The 16058-nt window shown below is 67.5% G+C and carries 11 protein-coding genes; 3 read left to right on the top strand and 8 right to left on the bottom strand.

Annotation, left to right across the window (positions count from 1 at the left end; genetic code table 11):
* Positions 1-161: 161 nt before the first annotated feature.
* The 8 genes from DQG15_RS09860 to DQG15_RS09825 all read right to left on the bottom strand — a co-directional run bounded on the left by DQG15_RS09860 (position 162) and on the right by DQG15_RS09825 (position 11549).
* Positions 162-1181, bottom strand: a complete 1020-nt coding sequence (locus DQG15_RS09860; protein WP_116084889.1) for a hypothetical protein — start codon at positions 1179-1181, stop codon at positions 162-164.
* A gap of 5 nt (positions 1182-1186) precedes the next feature.
* Positions 1187-2278, bottom strand: a complete 1092-nt coding sequence (locus DQG15_RS18400; protein ID WP_198665124.1) for a PAAR domain-containing protein — start codon at positions 2276-2278, stop codon at positions 1187-1189.
* Between the two features lie 75 nt (positions 2279-2353).
* On the bottom strand, positions 2354-4648 hold the full coding sequence (gene rnr, locus DQG15_RS09850; RefSeq protein ID WP_116085564.1) for a ribonuclease R: 2295 nt from the start codon (positions 4646-4648) through the stop codon (positions 2354-2356).
* A 124-nt stretch (positions 4649-4772) separates the two neighbouring features.
* Positions 4773-7262 carry a mechanosensitive ion channel domain-containing protein gene (locus DQG15_RS09845; RefSeq protein WP_157968953.1) on the bottom strand — a complete coding sequence of 830 codons (2490 nt, stop codon included), beginning with the start codon at positions 7260-7262 and terminating at the stop codon, positions 4773-4775.
* Positions 7263-7378: 116 nt separating this feature from the next.
* The gene (locus tag DQG15_RS09840; RefSeq protein ID WP_116084885.1) at positions 7379-8239 is read right to left on the bottom strand and encodes an NAD(P)-dependent oxidoreductase; all 861 of its coding nucleotides are present in this window, start codon (positions 8237-8239) and stop codon (positions 7379-7381) included.
* 37 nt (positions 8240-8276) lie between these two features.
* On the bottom strand, positions 8277-9446 hold the full coding sequence (tcuB, locus tag DQG15_RS09835) for a tricarballylate utilization 4Fe-4S protein TcuB (RefSeq protein ID WP_116084883.1): 1170 nt from the start codon (positions 9444-9446) through the stop codon (positions 8277-8279).
* Positions 9436-10839: an FAD-dependent tricarballylate dehydrogenase TcuA gene (tcuA, locus tag DQG15_RS09830; protein ID WP_116084882.1), complete on the bottom strand. Its 1404-nt coding sequence runs from the start codon at positions 10837-10839 to the stop codon at positions 9436-9438. The genes tcuB and tcuA overlap by 11 nt, the downstream gene beginning before the upstream one ends.
* Positions 10836-11549 (bottom strand): GntR family transcriptional regulator, encoded by a 714-nt coding sequence (locus tag DQG15_RS09825; protein WP_116084880.1) that lies wholly within the window; start codon positions 11547-11549, stop codon positions 10836-10838. Before DQG15_RS09825 ends, tcuA begins: the two co-directional genes overlap by 4 nt.
* Before the next feature lie 28 nt (positions 11550-11577).
* Here DQG15_RS09825 and DQG15_RS09820 point away from each other — a divergent pair, with 28 nt between their 5' ends.
* The 3 genes from DQG15_RS09820 to DQG15_RS09810 all read left to right on the top strand — a co-directional run bounded on the left by DQG15_RS09820 (position 11578) and on the right by DQG15_RS09810 (position 16055).
* Positions 11578-12678, top strand: a complete 1101-nt coding sequence (locus DQG15_RS09820; RefSeq protein ID WP_116084878.1) for an AbrB family transcriptional regulator — start codon at positions 11578-11580, stop codon at positions 12676-12678.
* Positions 12679-12833: 155 nt separating this feature from the next.
* Positions 12834-13928: a tricarboxylate transporter gene (locus DQG15_RS09815; protein ID WP_116084877.1), complete on the top strand. Its 1095-nt coding sequence runs from the start codon at positions 12834-12836 to the stop codon at positions 13926-13928.
* A gap of 114 nt (positions 13929-14042) precedes the next feature.
* Positions 14043-16055: a tripartite tricarboxylate transporter permease gene (locus DQG15_RS09810; protein WP_116084875.1), complete on the top strand. Its 2013-nt coding sequence runs from the start codon at positions 14043-14045 to the stop codon at positions 16053-16055.
* Positions 16056-16058: the final 3 nt, after the last annotated feature.

Raw genomic sequence — 16058 nt, 5'->3', positions numbered from 1 at the left:
ACTCGCGAAGCTGTGAGAATGGTTAAGGACCTGAAAGCCTGTGGCGACGCGCACGCCCCGGGCCGGCAGACGCGCCGGCTGCCAGCGGCGGACCGCCTCCGGCGGGGGTATTTGAAGAAAGATGAAAGGGCGGAGGGCGCCCAGATGGGCAAAGGCGGCGCTCATCGTGCCGGCTGCATCTCCTCGACCAGCACTTCGAAGGCGCGGCGGGCGATGGCGAAGCCCTGGGGACTCGTATCCTGCGAGGGGGCGACGAGGATGGCGGCGGCAGAGACGTCCGGGGTCTCGATCCGTCCCGTCACGAGCGTCACCATGGCATCCCCCTGCTGGCCGATACCCTGCCGGGAGATGACGTTCATCACCGATCTCGGCACCGCGATGTAGGCGTCGTCCATTCTCTTCACGTCGATCCGGGCACCGATCCGGTCGAGCGCCGCGTCCTCGATCTCTTCCGACGCATCGCATCCGGGCGCCGAGACGACGAGGATCGAGCCGGCCCCGGCGTTGTCGAGAAGAAGCCCGGATCCCCCCTCCGGCGCGTCGGGGATCTCGCTCTCCTCCCATGAGGACGGAAACGGGAAGACGAGGGGAACCCGCCCGGGCAGCGCCTTCATGTCGAACGGCTCGGCAAACCGCTCCTTCGTGGCCCGGCTGAGCGCAAAGCTCTGGATCGCTGCGAGAAGGACGTTCTGGACGAAATTTGCCGCGCCCGCATCCTCCGCCCGGATCCGTGCCTCGATGACGAAAAGGCGAGGCCCGTCCTTGATCGTCATGAACCGGCGCACGCCTTTGACGTCCCTGTCGGCGGCATGGGTCAGCGCATCGATCAGGATACCGTACTCGGTTTTCCAGGTGCGCGCATGGACGATGCCCTGGCCGCCCAGCTCCAGCCACCCGTCGGCCCAGTCCACCGGGTTCACTTCCCGCGTCAGGACGGTGGCGAAGATGCAGAGTTCGATCTGGCGCCCGGCATCGGGACTGGCATGGAGCAGGAGGCGGGGGGAGAGATCGGGCGAGGGCGCTTCCTCGGGATAGGTGCTGATGTCCCAGTTGGCCGGCACGTTCACCGTGAAGCCGAATTCCGGGGCACCGGGATTGACGTAAGGCACCTGAACGAGCGTCCCCCGGAGCTGGTCCGCCGGGATCGTGAGGGATTTCAGAAAGGGAACCGGGATATCCATTGGCGTCAGATGGGCCTGTTGCCCCGATCCGTGTAGGGCTTGCCTGCGGAGACATCCCCCGAGACGCCAATCCCGGCGCCGACCTTCAGCTCTCCCGTGCCGCCCGTATGGACGCGCCCCGTCTCCTTGTTCTGCACCGCCCAGCCGCCGACCTCGCCGCCGGCCGTTCCGAGCGCGCCGCTGGCCTTCGCGCGCTCGCTGACCGTCGTGTCCTCGGTGACGAAGACATTGCGCTCTTCGTAGACATCGCCCGAGGCGACCTCCGCCGCCGCCTTTCCGCGCGCACCGATGCCGGTATAGTACCCCCCCTCGCCGAGGACCCCCTGCCCGTGCGCCTCGGCTTGAAGGAAATTCCCCGCGACACCCACCTCGTAGGCCGGGTTGTTCGGATCGCTGCCGATGAAGCCGCCCGCGGTGCCCTTCGCACCTGCGATCCCGGCCTTGCCCTCGATGTCTGCGCCGTGGACGATGCCGCCCTTGAGACTGACCTCGACCGGAACCGCCTGATACTTCCCGGCCACACCGACGCCGCCGATGAACGGCACATCGACGTGGCCGACGCCGTCGAGCTCGACCCAGACGAATTCGAACTTGCCCGAGAACTTGCCGAGCCAGCCCTCGGCCTTCGCCTCCGACGTCCACTTCACCGACCCGATCTTCAGCCAGTCGTTCTTGAAGATCTCGATCTCGAAATCGTCGTCGTCGTCCTCGAAGGTCTCGAGCTTCTTCAGGACGATGTCCCTCAGCTGCCGCAGCATCCAGGTCGACAGGAGGCCGAGCGTTCCGGGGAAGGAAATGCCCATGACGCCGATGAGGACAGTCGGCTCCCCCTTCGCGATCACGCCGAGCTTGACGACGGGATCGAACATCCGCGCGGCGGGAAGCTTGCCGACGAGGACGGTGGGCGAGCCGAAGATGATGACATCCGAGCCGGTGGGCAGGGGCGGGATGCACAGGAGCCGGTCGGTCATCCGCGCCTGCGGAAGCTTCGCCGTCAGGACGGTGGGGCAGCAGGGCGGCAGGATCGGGCCGGCAGGAGCGGGGCACAGCGCGCAGACATGCGTGTCCGTCATCCGGGCAGCGGGAAAATTGAGCATCGACAAATCGTCCTCTGAATGCCCCGATTAGAGGCAGACGGTGGACGTTGCGTCAAGCGCGGTGAACGGGCGGCCCTACTTGCGCTTGCGGACGACCTTCCGGGCGCTCTTCTTCTTCGTCGCGTCGCTGCGGGCCTTGGCCTGACCGGGCTTGCGCCGCACCGGGCCTCCGCCGGGCTTGCCGCGTCGCTTGGATCCGCGGCCGGGGCGCGCTCCGCCGCCCATGCCTTCGCCCTCGATCTCGAGGAGTTCCAGCATCAGGCCGCCGGTGATCGGCACCGCCTCCACCAGCCGCGCGAGGACACGCTGCCCCAGGGCGATCTCCCGGCCGGTATCGGCGCCCATCAGCGTCTGCGTTTCGGGATCGTGGTGGAAGAACTCGTTTCCGAGGGACCGGATCGGCACCAGCCCGTCCGCCCCGCTCTCGTCCAGCTTCACGAAGACGCCGAAGCGCGCGATGCCGCTGATCCGCCCGGTTTCCTCGGTGCCGACACGGTCCGAGAGATAAGCCGCCAGATAGCGGTCGATCGTGTCCCGCTCGGCCGCCATCGAGCGGCGCTCAGTATCCGAGATGTGTTTCGCGGTCGCCTCGATCTCCTCGATCTCCCGCTCGGACAGACCGTCATTGCCCCAGCCATGCGCCGTGATGAGCGCGCGGTGGACGATAAGATCCGCATAGCGGCGGATGGGCGAGGTGAAGTGGGCGTAGGTTTTCAGGGCCAAGCCGAAATGGCCGAAGTTCTGCGGCGAGTAGTAGGCCTGCGTCATGGAGCGCAGGGTGGAGAGGTTGATCAGCTCGGCGGTGTCGCTCCCGGCCGCCTGCTCGAGGAGACGGTTCAGATCCGCGGTGCGCAGGACCTGCCCCTTCGCAAGACCGTAGCCGGACGCCTTTGCCACCTCACGCAGCGCCTCGAGCTTCTCGGGCGACGGCTCTTCGTGAACCCGGAACAGAAGCGGTGTCTTCTTCTCCGTCAGTGTCTCGCCGGCAGCGACGTTGGCCGCGACCATGAACTCCTCGATGAGCTTGTGCGCGTCGAGCCGGTCCCGGAAGGCGACGGACTGCACCTGTCCGTCGTCATCGAGGATGATCCGCCGTTCGGGCAGGTCCAGTTCCAGCGGCTGCCGCCGAGCGCGCGCGGTCCTGAGGGCATCGTAGGCGGCGTAGAGCGGGGCGATCACGTCGTCCATCAGCGGGCCGGCCTTGTCGCCGGGAGTGCCGTCCATCGCCTGCTGCACGTCCTCGTAGGTCAGGGACGCGGCGGAGCGCATGAGGCCCCGGTGGAACGTGTGATCCACCTTCGCCCCACTCGCATCGAAGCGCATGCGGACGGCGATCACGGCACGGGGGACGCCTTCGTGAAGCGAGCAGAGATCGCCCGAAAGCCGGTCGGGCAGCATCGGCACGACGCGGTCGGGGAAATAGGTGGAGTTGCCGCGGCTTCGGGCCTCCCGGTCGAGCGGGGAGTCCGGACGGACGTAGGCGGCGACATCGGCGATCGCGACCCAGACGACATGACCGCCCTCGTTCTTGGGATCGTCGTCCGCATGGGCATAGACCGCGTCGTCATGGTCCCGCGCATCGGCGGGGTCGATGGTGACGAGGGGCAGATGCCGAAGATCCTCGCGCCCCTTGAGGCCCTGTGGCTTGGCGGCATCCGCGGCTTCCAGAACCTCCTCGGGGAAGACGTTCGGGATCCCGTGCTGATGGATCGCGATGAGGGAGACGGAGCGCGGGGCGGAGGGATCGCCGAGGCGCTGCACGATGCGCGCGGCGGGCAGGCCCATGCGGCCGCGGGGACCGGCCTGCTCCGCCTCGACCAGCTCGCCGTCCTTCGCATCGAGCGCGTGGCCGGGAGAGACGTGCCACTCCTTGTCAGAGCCCTTGTCGATCGGGACGATCCGCCCGCCCTCGGCCCCTTTGCGGTAGATGCCGAGCGTGTGGCGCGGGGAGGCGGCGATCTTGCGGATGAGACGCGCCTCGTAGCGGTAGTCCTCGTCCTTGACCTCGGTCAGGCGCCCGAGAATCCTGTCCCCGGCACCGAGAGCGGCATCCGCGGTGCGCGGCAGGTAGAGGATCCGCGGCTCCGGCCCCTCGCCATGCCATTCCATCGGCCGGGCGAAGAGATCGCCATTCGCATCCGGCGCCATCATCGTCAGCACGGTGACGGGCGGCAGGCCATCGGGATCGCGGTAGGTCTTGCGACGTTTCTCGAGCTTGCCCTCGTCCTCCAGCGACTTGAGCAGGCGCTTGAGGTCGATCCGGGCCGCGCCCTTCACGCCGAAGGCCTTGGCGATGTCGCGCTTGGACGTCTGGGTCGGATGCTCCGAGATCCAGTCCAGAACCTGCGCCTTTGTGGGAAGATCAGACATGGGCATGAGGTAGCACGCCGCCGGGGGGCCGTCGATGCGGGGCGATGCGCGAAGATGAAGACGGGGCGGGCGGAGTGGAAGCGGACGCCCGGCATCTCCGGCGTTCGCCCGCTTCCCTGCCCCTTTAGTCCCGCGCCACGTTGCCGTCGGGCGCTTCGGGGGTCGCGACGTCGGCATCCCGCGGCATCGGGCCGCTCGTCTCGGGCGTCGGGGGCTCCGTCCCCGGCCCGCGGCCCGATCCGTGCTCCATGACCACGTGAACGGGCGGGGCCGCGCCGCGCTGGTCCTCGCCGAAATAGACGGTCTGGTGCGGGAAGGGGATCTCGATGCCGTACCGATCGAAGACGCGCTTGAGAATGGCGTTGTAGGCCCGGCCCGTTTCCCACTGGGATCCCGGCAGCGTCTTGATCCGCGCGCGAACGACGATGGCGCTGTCCCCGAAGCTGTCGAGGCCCATCATCTCGAGATCGTCGAGGATCAGGTCCGCGAAGTAGGAATCCGCGCGAAGCTCGTCGAAGGCCTCGTGCATCGCGCGCTTCACCTCCTCGACGTCCTCGCGATAGGCGACGCCCATGTCGCACAGGTAATAGCTGAAATCGCGCATGAAGTTGGACACCATGGACGCCGAGCTGAACGGGATCATGTGCACCACGCCGGACAGGTCGCGGAGCGTCACGGACCGCACGGTCAGTTTCTCCACCACGCCGGACACGCCGCCTACGGTCACCACGTCCCCGACATTCATCGCGTTCTCGAACTGGATGAAGACACCGGTGATGATGTCCTCCACCAGCTTCTGCGCACCGAAGGAGATCGCGAGGCCGAGGACACCGGCGGAGGCGAGAAGCGGTCCGATGTTCATGCCGAGCTGCGCCAGCGACACCATCAGCGCGACGATCACGAGGGCAATGGTCGCGCCGTTGCGGAACAGGGTGAGCAGCGTCGTTTCCCGCGGCGTCGGAACGGAGCCGACGAAGGGATTGAGCCGGTAATCCACCCAGGACGCGAGCGCGAGCCAGATGGCGCCCGTGATCGCGATCACGATGCCGAAGCTGATGATCCGGCCGATGATCATGACGCCCCGCTCGGATGCGAGGCCGCCGCTGATGTCCACCAGTCCGATGAGGTCCACGACAACGGCTATGACGAGGAGGACCACGACGAGGCGCAGGACCCTGAGGATCATCGGGATCAGACCGTTCAGCCTCGCCTGGAGCGTCGGAATGCGCCGGGTCAGGCCGGTCGGCACGGTCACCCGCCGCCCGATGGTCCGCGTGAGCGCAGTGGAAATCATGAGCCCGATGATGACCGCCGCGACGACGAGCGCCGTGGACCACAGCAGCGGCAGGAGGACGTTGCCCGGCCGCGTCAGCACGATGGCGAGAAGGAACACGAGGTAGATGACGACGGGCCAGTACCAGATGCGGGCCAGCCGTTCGCGCTGCGTGTCGAAGTAGCCGCCGTCTTCGGGCGGACTGAAGATCCAGCGCGCCACCTTTGCGCGGCGCATCACGACGTAGAAGATCAGGAAGATCACGACGATGGCGCCGAGCACGGTCGAGAGCGCCCGCCCCACGAAGGGAGAGATGGATTCGCTCACCACCGGCACGAGCAGCAATTGCCCGTAGCCCAGGAGGTAGATCAGCATCTGCACCACGCGCCAGATGCTCACCACCGCGGCGTCGGACAGGGTGACGAGACGCAGGTCAGGGGTGCGCGGCGAGAAGGCGAAGCGCCCGACCATGCGGGACATCTCGACCACGGTGAAGGCGCTGATGAAGATCTGCTGAAGTGTCGTGATCGTCTCCGGTCCGCCCTGCTTCAGCACGATCGCGGTCACGGCGATGGCCGACGCCACCGGGATCGTGACGATGTCGAGCAGCGAGGCGATGAGACGCATCCCGAAGGTGCGGGCCCAGCTCGCCTTGTGCGCCTTCGCGGCGAGGCGCCGTCTGATCGGCCGCACGAGCAGCCGCACGACGAGGAGCGTGCCGTAGGTCAGGGTGAAGAGGAGGCCGAGATCGAGAACCAGCTTCTCCATCAGGGACCGGTCGAACGCGCGCCAGGCAAGGGCGATCGTACGCGGAATGCGCTGCGCGCGGTCCGCGAAATCCGAGATGCTCGCCGCCCAGCTTCCCAGGATCCCCTCGGTAAAGCCGACGAACCGCCCGGCGACGCTGGGCGTGCTATCCGCGACATCGCCCTCGGCGGCGGGTTCGACGAGGTCGGACGGCTCGCTGGTGTCCGCCGTTCCGCCGGTATCGCCCGGCGCTTCGCCCTCGGGCGCCGCCGGAGCGACGTCGAGGCTCGCCGCGTCCTGCGCCTGCTCGAGCTCGGCGATCAGCGCATCGCGGGCGGCATCGTCGCGGAGGATGTCGATCAGGGCCTGCGTGGGATTGGCGGCGATCGCCTCCTCGGCCGGATCAGCGGCATCGGTGCCACCGGCCTCCCCGGTCTCCGCTTCGGTCGCGGGCGCCTCCTCTTCGGGAGCGGCCGCCTCGTCACCGCTCCCGAGGCCAAGCCCGGGCAACGGGAACGGCTGAGCCACCCCGTCATGCGGCACGGCAAGGGCCGCGAAAAGGATCAGAAGGCCGGAGAAGAGGAAACGAAGCATCGATCGGGCCGCTTGTGGAAAGGTCGGCGCATCGCTGCCACGTCGGCCGCAGCGCCTCAAGCCGCCAAGTGCATCCTCACGGTGCTTTCATGTGGTGTTGAGGACGGTCGCGGGCCTCACGCCCCCTTTCGGATCTGCGCCAGAGCGGCGACGGCCTCCTCGAAAGGAAGGTCGGGCAGATCGGTCATCGGGGCCGCACCCTGCTTGTCCTGCACCTCAGCGATCTGGGCCGCGAGGCCTCCCGTCAGGCCGAGCTCGTCGAGCGTGGCCGCGCTTTCGCGCATTTCGGCGGCGCGGCGGGCGCCGTGGTGGAGGGTGCGCTCGAAGGCATAGGTCGCGTGATCCGGCCAGCCGAGAGCAGGGTAGCTCTTGGACAGCGAGGAGAGGACACGATCGAAACAGCCGGACACGGAGGCCGCCAGCAGCGCCTCCACGGTGATCGCCTCCAGCCCCTTCACGAAAAGCGACCGGACCATCTTGATCGCCGTCGCCTCGCCCGGCTCCGTGCCGACGACCTCCGCCGCGAAGCCCGCGGCGTCGAGGTCGGCATAGAGCGTCTCCGCTTCAGCACCGGCAAGAAACACCGGCGTGGCATGGCCACGGGGATGAACCGGTGCCATCACCGCCATGTCGAGATAGCGCCCGCCGGCCTCTATGACCTTCTCGGCCGTTTCGCGCTTGCGCCCGGGGGAGACCGAGTTGAGGTCGACGAAGATCTGACCCTGCACCAGGTGCGGCACGGCGGACATCGCGGCATTCAGGCTCTCGTCCGCCGTCACTGCGGAGAAGACCCAGTCCGCCCCCGACATCGCCTCCTCGGGGCTTGCGCCCAGCCGTACGGACCGCGCGGCCATTGCGGCCTCCATGTCATCACCGGTCTTCCGGTCGAAGGCCGAGAAGCTGTGATCGCCTGTTTCCTGCAGGGTGTCGGTAAAGGCGCGGGCGGCTTCTCCGAAGCCGATGAATGCGATTTTCATGGGTACGTCGTCTCCTCCTCGATCGTGCAGGCTGCCCTCAGGCGCCCTTGGCCGCGTCCGGCATCGCGGGCGGCTCGGGTGATTGCGGCGGTGCCTTCGGCAGGGGGGCCGGCGCCCGGTCCTGCGCGTCCTTCACCAGCGCGGCGAAGCGGTAGAAACCGTGCGCCATCTTGGAGTAGGGCATCAGCAGGAAGAACGCGAGCACACCGCCGAGGTGCAGAGCCAGAACCCCGCCCGTCAGCCCCGTCCCCCGCACCGCGTAGAGCACGAGACCGGACAGGCCGACGAAGCCCAGAAGCCAGATGAAGCCGTATTCGCCCGAGCGGCGACCGGGCGTGCCGAGTTCCGGGTCCGACCTGTGCTTGAGCCAGAGCAGGAGGGCGCAGCCGACGGTCAGCAGGATGCCGCCGGGAACGCCGAAGAGCTTCGGGATCGAGACGAGCCCGTAAGGCGCTTTGATGTCGAACAGGTAGTGTAGGATCGTGCCGGAGCTGGTGGAGGCGAAGCAGAGGAGGAACCCGTAGAGCACCGCCTGATGCGCATGACGGCGCGCATCGGTGTAGCGGTCTTCCTTCTCGAAGTTGCAGCCCTGCCCCTGTCCGCCGGACAGGTTCTTCATCCGCCCGGCGCGGCCCGCTGCGTGCTTCAGGTCGCCCCACGTGACCCGTCGCCCGCCGACCTCGCGCCAGTAGCGCCGGAGGCTGATCGCGATGGCGAAGAGCGGCAGCAGGAAGGCCGGCGCGAAGATCGCCACCATCGCCGAGTGGCCGAGATAGGCGTAGAAGCCCTCACCCTCGCCCGGTAGCGCGGTTATCGCGAGGAACAGAAGCGCGAAGCCGAGGACGAACGCCGCCGCGAGAGCGACGCCGCTCTTCTGGAACGTCCGCGCGAGGCCGCCCGGCCAGGCCAGGCGCTCCCAGCTTTCGGTCCGCGCCGCGGCGAGCGCCTTCGGCAGGTTCAGCTCGAACGCATGGGGCGGGGTGTACTGGCACGAATAGTAGCAGCCCCGGCAATTGTGACAGAGATTCGCGAGCTGCGTGATGTCCCCCTTGGCGAACACCTTGTCCCGGGTGATGGCGGGAAAGACATCGCAGAAGCCCTCGCAGTAGCGACAGGCATTGCAGATCTCCACCTGCCGTCGCGCCTCGGAGATGGGGTCCGCGGCGATGGCTTCGGGGTCGGTCTGGAGCGTAACGTCAAGCGACATGCTTTGCGGCCTCCTGTCCGGCAATCCGCCCGAAGACGGTGCCGATGGTCATGCCGAATCCGGCGAGATAGCCCTGCCCGAGGATGCTGCCGGCGACCATTTCGCCGGCGCTCCAGAGGTTCTGGTAATAGCCCTCGGGGCCCTTGGCGCGGGCGCGGTGGTCCACCTTCAGACCCAGATAGGTGAAGGTGACGCCCGGCCGGAGCGAATAGCCGTAGAACGGCGGCTCCGAAATCGGACGCGCCCAGTTCGTCTTCGGCGGCTCGATGCCATCCGTGGCGAGACCGTCGAGCTCCTGGGGGCTGAACTCCCCTTCGGAGCAGCCCGCGTTGAAGCGGTCGATGGTCTCCTTCACCTTGTGCGCGGGCAGGCCCATCTTCTGGGCCAGCCCCTCGACCGTGTCCGCCGTTTCGGGCGGATAGACGGAGGGCATGAAGAGGTCGATCGACCGGCTGTCGATGATCGAGTAGGCGACCTGATCGGGCTGCGCGGCGACGAGCCGGCCCCAGATCGCGTAGCGCTTGGGCCAGACGTCCTCGCCCTCGTCGTAGAAGCGCTCCCCGTCGCGGTTCACCACCACGGAGAAGGGCACGCAGTCGAGGCGGGTGACGATCCCGCCGTCGAACTTCGGCGCGCGCCCGTCGATGGCGACGGCGTGGCACTGGGTCGGATCGCCGACGGTCTCGGCGCCCTGATCGACCATGTCCTTCAGCACCACGCCCTTGTTGTAGGGTGTGCCCCGGATGAGGAAGTTCCGAGCGCTCTCGCCCCAGGCCCGGGCGAGCCAGTCGATATCCGACTGAAAGCCGCCCGAGGCGAGGACCGCGGCCTTCCCCTCGATCCGCAGCCTTTCGCCGCCGATCTCCACCTCGACATGTGTGAAGCGCGTCCCCTCGATGCCGATGTGGCGAACCTGCGCCTCATAGACGACGGTGACGCCGAGATCCTCGGCGGTGTTGTAATAGGCGTTCACGAGGGCCTTGCCGCCGCCGAGGAAGAACGCGTTCGTCCGCCCGAGCGACAGGGTGCCGGACAGGGAGGGCTGGAAGCGCACGCCGTGGGCCTGCATCCACGGCAGGCACTCCTCGGAGGTGCGGATGGCCATGCGGGCCAGGCCCTCATCGGTCTTGCCCTTGGTCACCTTGAGCAGATCGTCGAAGAACTCGTCCTCGTCGTAGGTCTCGATCAGGGGGCCCAGGTCGCCGTGATGCATGCAGCGAAAGTTGCGGGTATGGCGCGAATTGCCGCCCCGGTACTCCTTCGGCGCGCCCTCGAGCATCAGCACGCGCGCGCCCGTCTCGGCGGCCTCGATGGCAGCGCAGAGCGCAGCATTGCCCCCGCCGACGACCACGACGTCCCACGTCGTCTTCGTCAGGTCCGTCGTTGTCGTCATATGTTGTCTCCTTCCGGCGCGGGCACCGGCGATCCGCTGGTACGCAGGAGTCGAAGCCGGGCTTGTTGCGCGCGCTCCATGTGGGCCCGCATGCTCTGCTCCGCTTCGCCGCCCTGCCCCGCCCGGATCGCGCGGATGACGGCGGCATGCTCGGTCACGGCGGCGCTGGCGCGCTCCGGCGCCTCGAGCGTCGAGCGGCCGAGGATCATCAGCGCGCTGTAGACCGAATTGGCCGAGCGCACGAGAAAGCGGTTCCGCGCGGCGAGAATGAGGGCGCGGTGAAAGTCCTGATTGAGCGCGAAGAGCCTCTGGGCATCCCCGTTGGCCTCGCGCATTTCCTCGTTGATCGCCTCGAGCTCGGCCATCTCCACATCGGTCGCGGCGCGGGCGGCGAGACGGGCCGCGGTGCCTTCGAGCACCGTGCGCATCTCGTAGAGCTCCATCACCTCGGCATAGTCGAGCGTGCGGACGGTGGCCCCGCTCCGCGGCTCGTGCGCGACGAGCCCGTCCGCCTCGAGCCGGCGGATCGCCTCGCGGACGGGTGTGCGCGAGATGTTGAGGCGACTCGCGATCTCCGTCTCGGTCAGGCGGGCGCCGGGCTTGAGGTCGCCCCGGCGAATCTCTTCAAGAAGCCGCTCGTAGGCGTCCTGTCCCTGCAGCCGGCCGACCCTGCTGCGCGGTTCGCCCGCGAGGTTGCTACTTTCCTTCATGGGTACCGTCGTATACAGCGGGATACAAATGCGTCAAGACCAAGCTAAATCCCCGCCCGCCCGGCGCATCGTCCTCATCCGGCGCTGTGCGACGCTCGCCATGGCCCTTGCCGGCGCGGCGCTTTTTTCGTGGCTCCACCTCCCCCTGCCGTTCCTCTTCGGGCCGATGACGGCCTGTCTCGTCACCGCTCTTCTCGGTGTGCCGCTCTCGCACTTCTCACTCGTGTCCCGCGGGGCGCGGACGATCCTCGGCGCGGCCGTCGGCGCCTCCATCACGCCCGCGGTGATGCATCAGATCCCCTCGATGCTCGGCTCGGTGATGTTCGTTCCCCTCTTCATCGCGATCATCGGGGCTGTCGGCGTGCCTTATTTCCGCAAGGTGTGCGGCTTCGACCTCGCGACATCGTATTACGCCGCAATGCCCGGCGGGCTTCAGGACATGGTGCTCTTCGGCGAGGAAGCGGGCGCGGACGTGCGGGCGCTATCGCTCATCCATGCGACCCGCGTACTCATCGTCGTGACAATCGTTCCCATCGTGATGACGCAGGCGTTCGACCTGTCGCTTCGAGGCTCGCTCGGGGACAGCGCCTCGGCGATCCCGCCGCTGGAACTCTTTCTCATGGCAGCGGCCTGTCTGATCGGCTGGCTCGGCGGACAGCGCCTCGGCCTCTTCGGCGCGCCCATCCTCGGACCCCTGGTCCTGACGGCGGCGCTCTCCCTCGGCGGCCTGATCCAGCACCGGCCGCCGAGCGAAGCCATCCTGGCGGCACAGTTCTTCATCGGGACGGGCATCGGCGTCGGTTATGTCGGGGTGACGATGCGGGAGTTGCGCAAGGATGTCCTGGCCGGCGTCGTCTTCGTCCTCATCCTCGCGGTACTGACCTTCGGCATCACCGAGATCGTCGTCCGGCTCGGATTCGCCACGCCTCTCTCCGCGTTTCTGTCCTTCGCGCCCGGCGGGCAGGCGGAGATGGCGGTCCTTGCGATCATCGCGGGCGCGGATCTTGGATTCATCGTCGTCCACCATCTGGCCCGGATCACGCTCATCATTACCGGAGCGCCCATCGTCGCGGCGGCGCTCCGCGTGAAGGAGCGGCGGTCGGCGGAGGGCTCAGAGCACGATCGATGAGCACGAACGACACCCGTATTTCTGCAGCGCGGCAATGGATTAAGGTGATCGCCGCGGCCCGACTAACGCTTGCAAATCTCACCATGAATGTTTTTGAATGACTTTCGCACGACGTCGTGCCCGATCGCGCGCGCCGTCACCACAGGGAGAGAGACATGAATTTCCGTAGTATCCTGACCGGCGGCACCGCCGCCCTTCTCGGAGCCGGCTCCGTCGCCTCCATGGCCTCGGCCCAGGACGTATCGCTGAGCGGTGCGACGGTCGAGTACGTCATTCCGTTCTCCGAATCCGGCGGGTCCGCTGCCTGGGCCAACTTCTACGCACCGCGCCTGTCGGGTGCGCTGCCGGGTGAGCCGACCGTCGTCGTGCGGTATCGTCCGGGCGCCGGGTCCACCGAGGGCGCGAACTGGTTCCAGCAGAACCAGGGCACGTCCGATGGCACGCTGATCTTCGGCACCTCCGGCTCGACCCAGTTTCCGTACCTGCTCGGGGATCCGCGGGTGCGCTATGAATACAACGACTGGCAGGTCGTCCTCGCGTCCGGCACCGGCGGCGTCGTCTACCTGCCGCCCGAACTCGCCGAGCGCTTCGACGGCGACGTCGACGATCTGAAGGACGAGTTCTTCCTCTACGGCTCGCAGGGCGCCACCACGCTCGATCTCGTGCCGCTCCTCGCCTTCGACATGCTCGGCCTGATGGTCGATCCGGTCTTCGGCGTGGAAGGACGGGGCGACGGTCGTCTGATGTTCGAGCGCGGTGAAGCCAATATCGACTACCAGACGACGGCGGCCTACCTCTCGAACGTGACGCCTCTGGTCGAGGAAGGCTCCGCGGTCCCGATCTTCACCTGGGGCTCGCTCGACGACGACGGCAACATCGTCCGCGATCCGACCTTCCCGGACATGCCGACCTTCAAGGAAGTCTGCGAAGCGACCGAGGGCTGCGAAACCGAGGGCGTCGCATGGGACGCGTGGAAAGCGTTCTTCATCTCCGGCTTCGCGGCGCAGAAGATGATCTTCCTGCCCGGCGATGCCTCGCAGGAGCTTGTCGACGCCTATACCGAATCCCTTCGCACCGTGGTGAGCGCTGACGGGTTTGCCGACGCGGCCGGGGATATCCTCGGATCCTACCCGCAGCAGACCGGCGATGCGGCCCGCAATGCCGCCGAGCAGGCAACCTCGATCACGCCCGAGGCGAAGCAGTACGTCATCGACTGGCTGCAAGAGAGCTACAACGTCAGCGTGGAATGATCCGCGCGATCTGACACTGCAGCGCCGTCCGGTTCCTGACCGGGCGGCGCTTGTTACGCAGGCGCTTGCCACGCAGGTCCGCCTGCACACCTGCTTCACCAAGGAGCCCCCCAGGTGGATTTCATTACAACGACGATCCCGGCCCTTCAGGACGCGTTCAGCCTTATCCTGCAACCCAACCAGATCCTGATGTTGATGGCCGGCGTTCTTCTCGGCCTGTCCATCGGGGTCCTTCCGGGTCTTGGCGGCATCGCCGGCCTCTCCCTCGTCCTTCCGTTCATGTACGGGATGGATCCGGTGTCCGGCCTCGCGGTCATGGTCGGCCTCGTCGCGGTCATCCCGACCTCCGACACCTTCTCGTCGGTCCTCCTGGGCATTCCCGGCTCCTCGGCCTCGCAAGCCACGGTGCTCGACGGGTTTCCGCTCTCCAAGCAAGGGCATGCGGCGAGGGCGCTTTCGGCGGCCTTCTCCTCCTCGCTGTTCGGCGGGCTCTTCGGCGCCATCATCCTCACGTTCTTCATCTTCATCGCGCGACCGCTGATCCTCGCCTTCGGCCTGCCCGAGATGCTGATGATCACCGTCCTCGGCCTGTCGATGGTCGCGATCCTCGCCGGCCGGGTGCCGCTGAAGGGGATCGTCGCCGCGGGCCTCGGACTCATGGTCGGCACCATCGGCGCGGCCCCGGCGGGCGGCAGCCTGCGGATGTCCACCTACGACATCCCCTACCTCGTCGACGGCTTCCAGCTCGTCATCATCGGCCTCGGCATCTACGCGATTCCGGAGATCGTCTCGCTCCTGCGGCAGGACCGGCCCATCTCCGACAGCGGTGAGCTCGGCGACGGCTGGATCCAGGGCGTCCAGGACTGGTGGCAGCACAAGTGGCTCTCCGTCCGCTGCGCCACGATCGGCGTCCTCGTCGGAACCATTCCGGGCCTCGGCGGCTCCGTCGTGGACTGGCTGGCCTACGGCTCGGCGGTGCAGACCGCCAAGGACCGCTCGATGTTCGGATCGGGCGATATCCGCGGCGTCATCGCGCCCGAGAGTTCCAACAACGCCAAGGAGGGCGGCGGCCTCGTCCCCACCCTGATCTTCGGCATTCCGGGCTCCGGCTCCATGGCGATCTTCCTCGGCGGCCTCGCTCTCCTCGGAATGACGCCGGGACCCCAGATGGTCCGCTCCAACCTCGACGTGACCTATACCATCGTCTGGTCCCTGGCCCTCGCCAACGTCCTCGGCGCCGGCCTCTGCATCCTGCTGTCGAAGTACATCGCCCGGCTGACGACGGTGCGCTTCACCGTGGTCGCGCCCTACCTCTTCATGCTGATCGCCTTCGCCGCGTTCCAGTCCCGCCAGTCCACGGCGGACCTCGTCGCGCTGATCGGCATCGGCATCGTCGGCATCCTGCTCCGCCGGTTCGATTACTCCCGCCCGGCCTTCCTCATCGGCTTCGTGCTCGCGAACCAGTCGGAGATCTTCGTCAACCAGGTGTTCCAGATCGCCGGGGCGCGGTTCCGCCGGGGCGCCGAATTCGGGTGGGACTACCTGCTCTCCCCGATCACCATCGGTCTGATCGTCATCACGCTGGTGTCCATCGTCGTCGGCATCAAGGCGTCCAAAAACATCCGCGAGAACATCGACAGCCCGACGGGCGGCAAGCGCGCGCCGCTGATCTTCCTCGGCGTGGTCACGCTCTACATCGCCTGGGCGTCCATCGATGCGGCCCTCGTGCCGCGCCTCCAGGACCGGGTCTTCCCGCTGACCATCGGCCTCATCACCCTGGCGGGCTGTGCCGTCCTGCTGCTGCGAATGGTGCAGAAGCCCGCGACGGACGATGCCTTCATCGATCTCGAACAGGGCGAGGACGGGGAGGCGCCGCACGGCCTGTGGAGAACGCTGGCGTGGTTCGGCTACCTCCTGGTCGGAACGTTCCTCTTCGGACTGATCATCGCGCTGACCGGATTCCTGCTGGCCTTCTTCCGGACCCGCGGCGGGTTCAGCTGGATCCGCAGCGCGCTGTGTACCGCCCTCGGTCTCGTTTTCATCATCGGACTCGGCGCCATCCTCGGACGGGACTTCCCGCCGGGACTGCTGCAGAGCTACTTCGATCTCCCCTGGCCCTTCACCTGAGGT

Source organism: Tropicimonas sp. IMCC34011 (assembly GCF_003390865.1).
Taxonomy (GTDB): Bacteria; Pseudomonadota; Alphaproteobacteria; order Rhodobacterales; family Rhodobacteraceae; genus Tropicimonas_B.
This window is presented reverse-complemented; position numbering and strand designations above follow the sequence as displayed.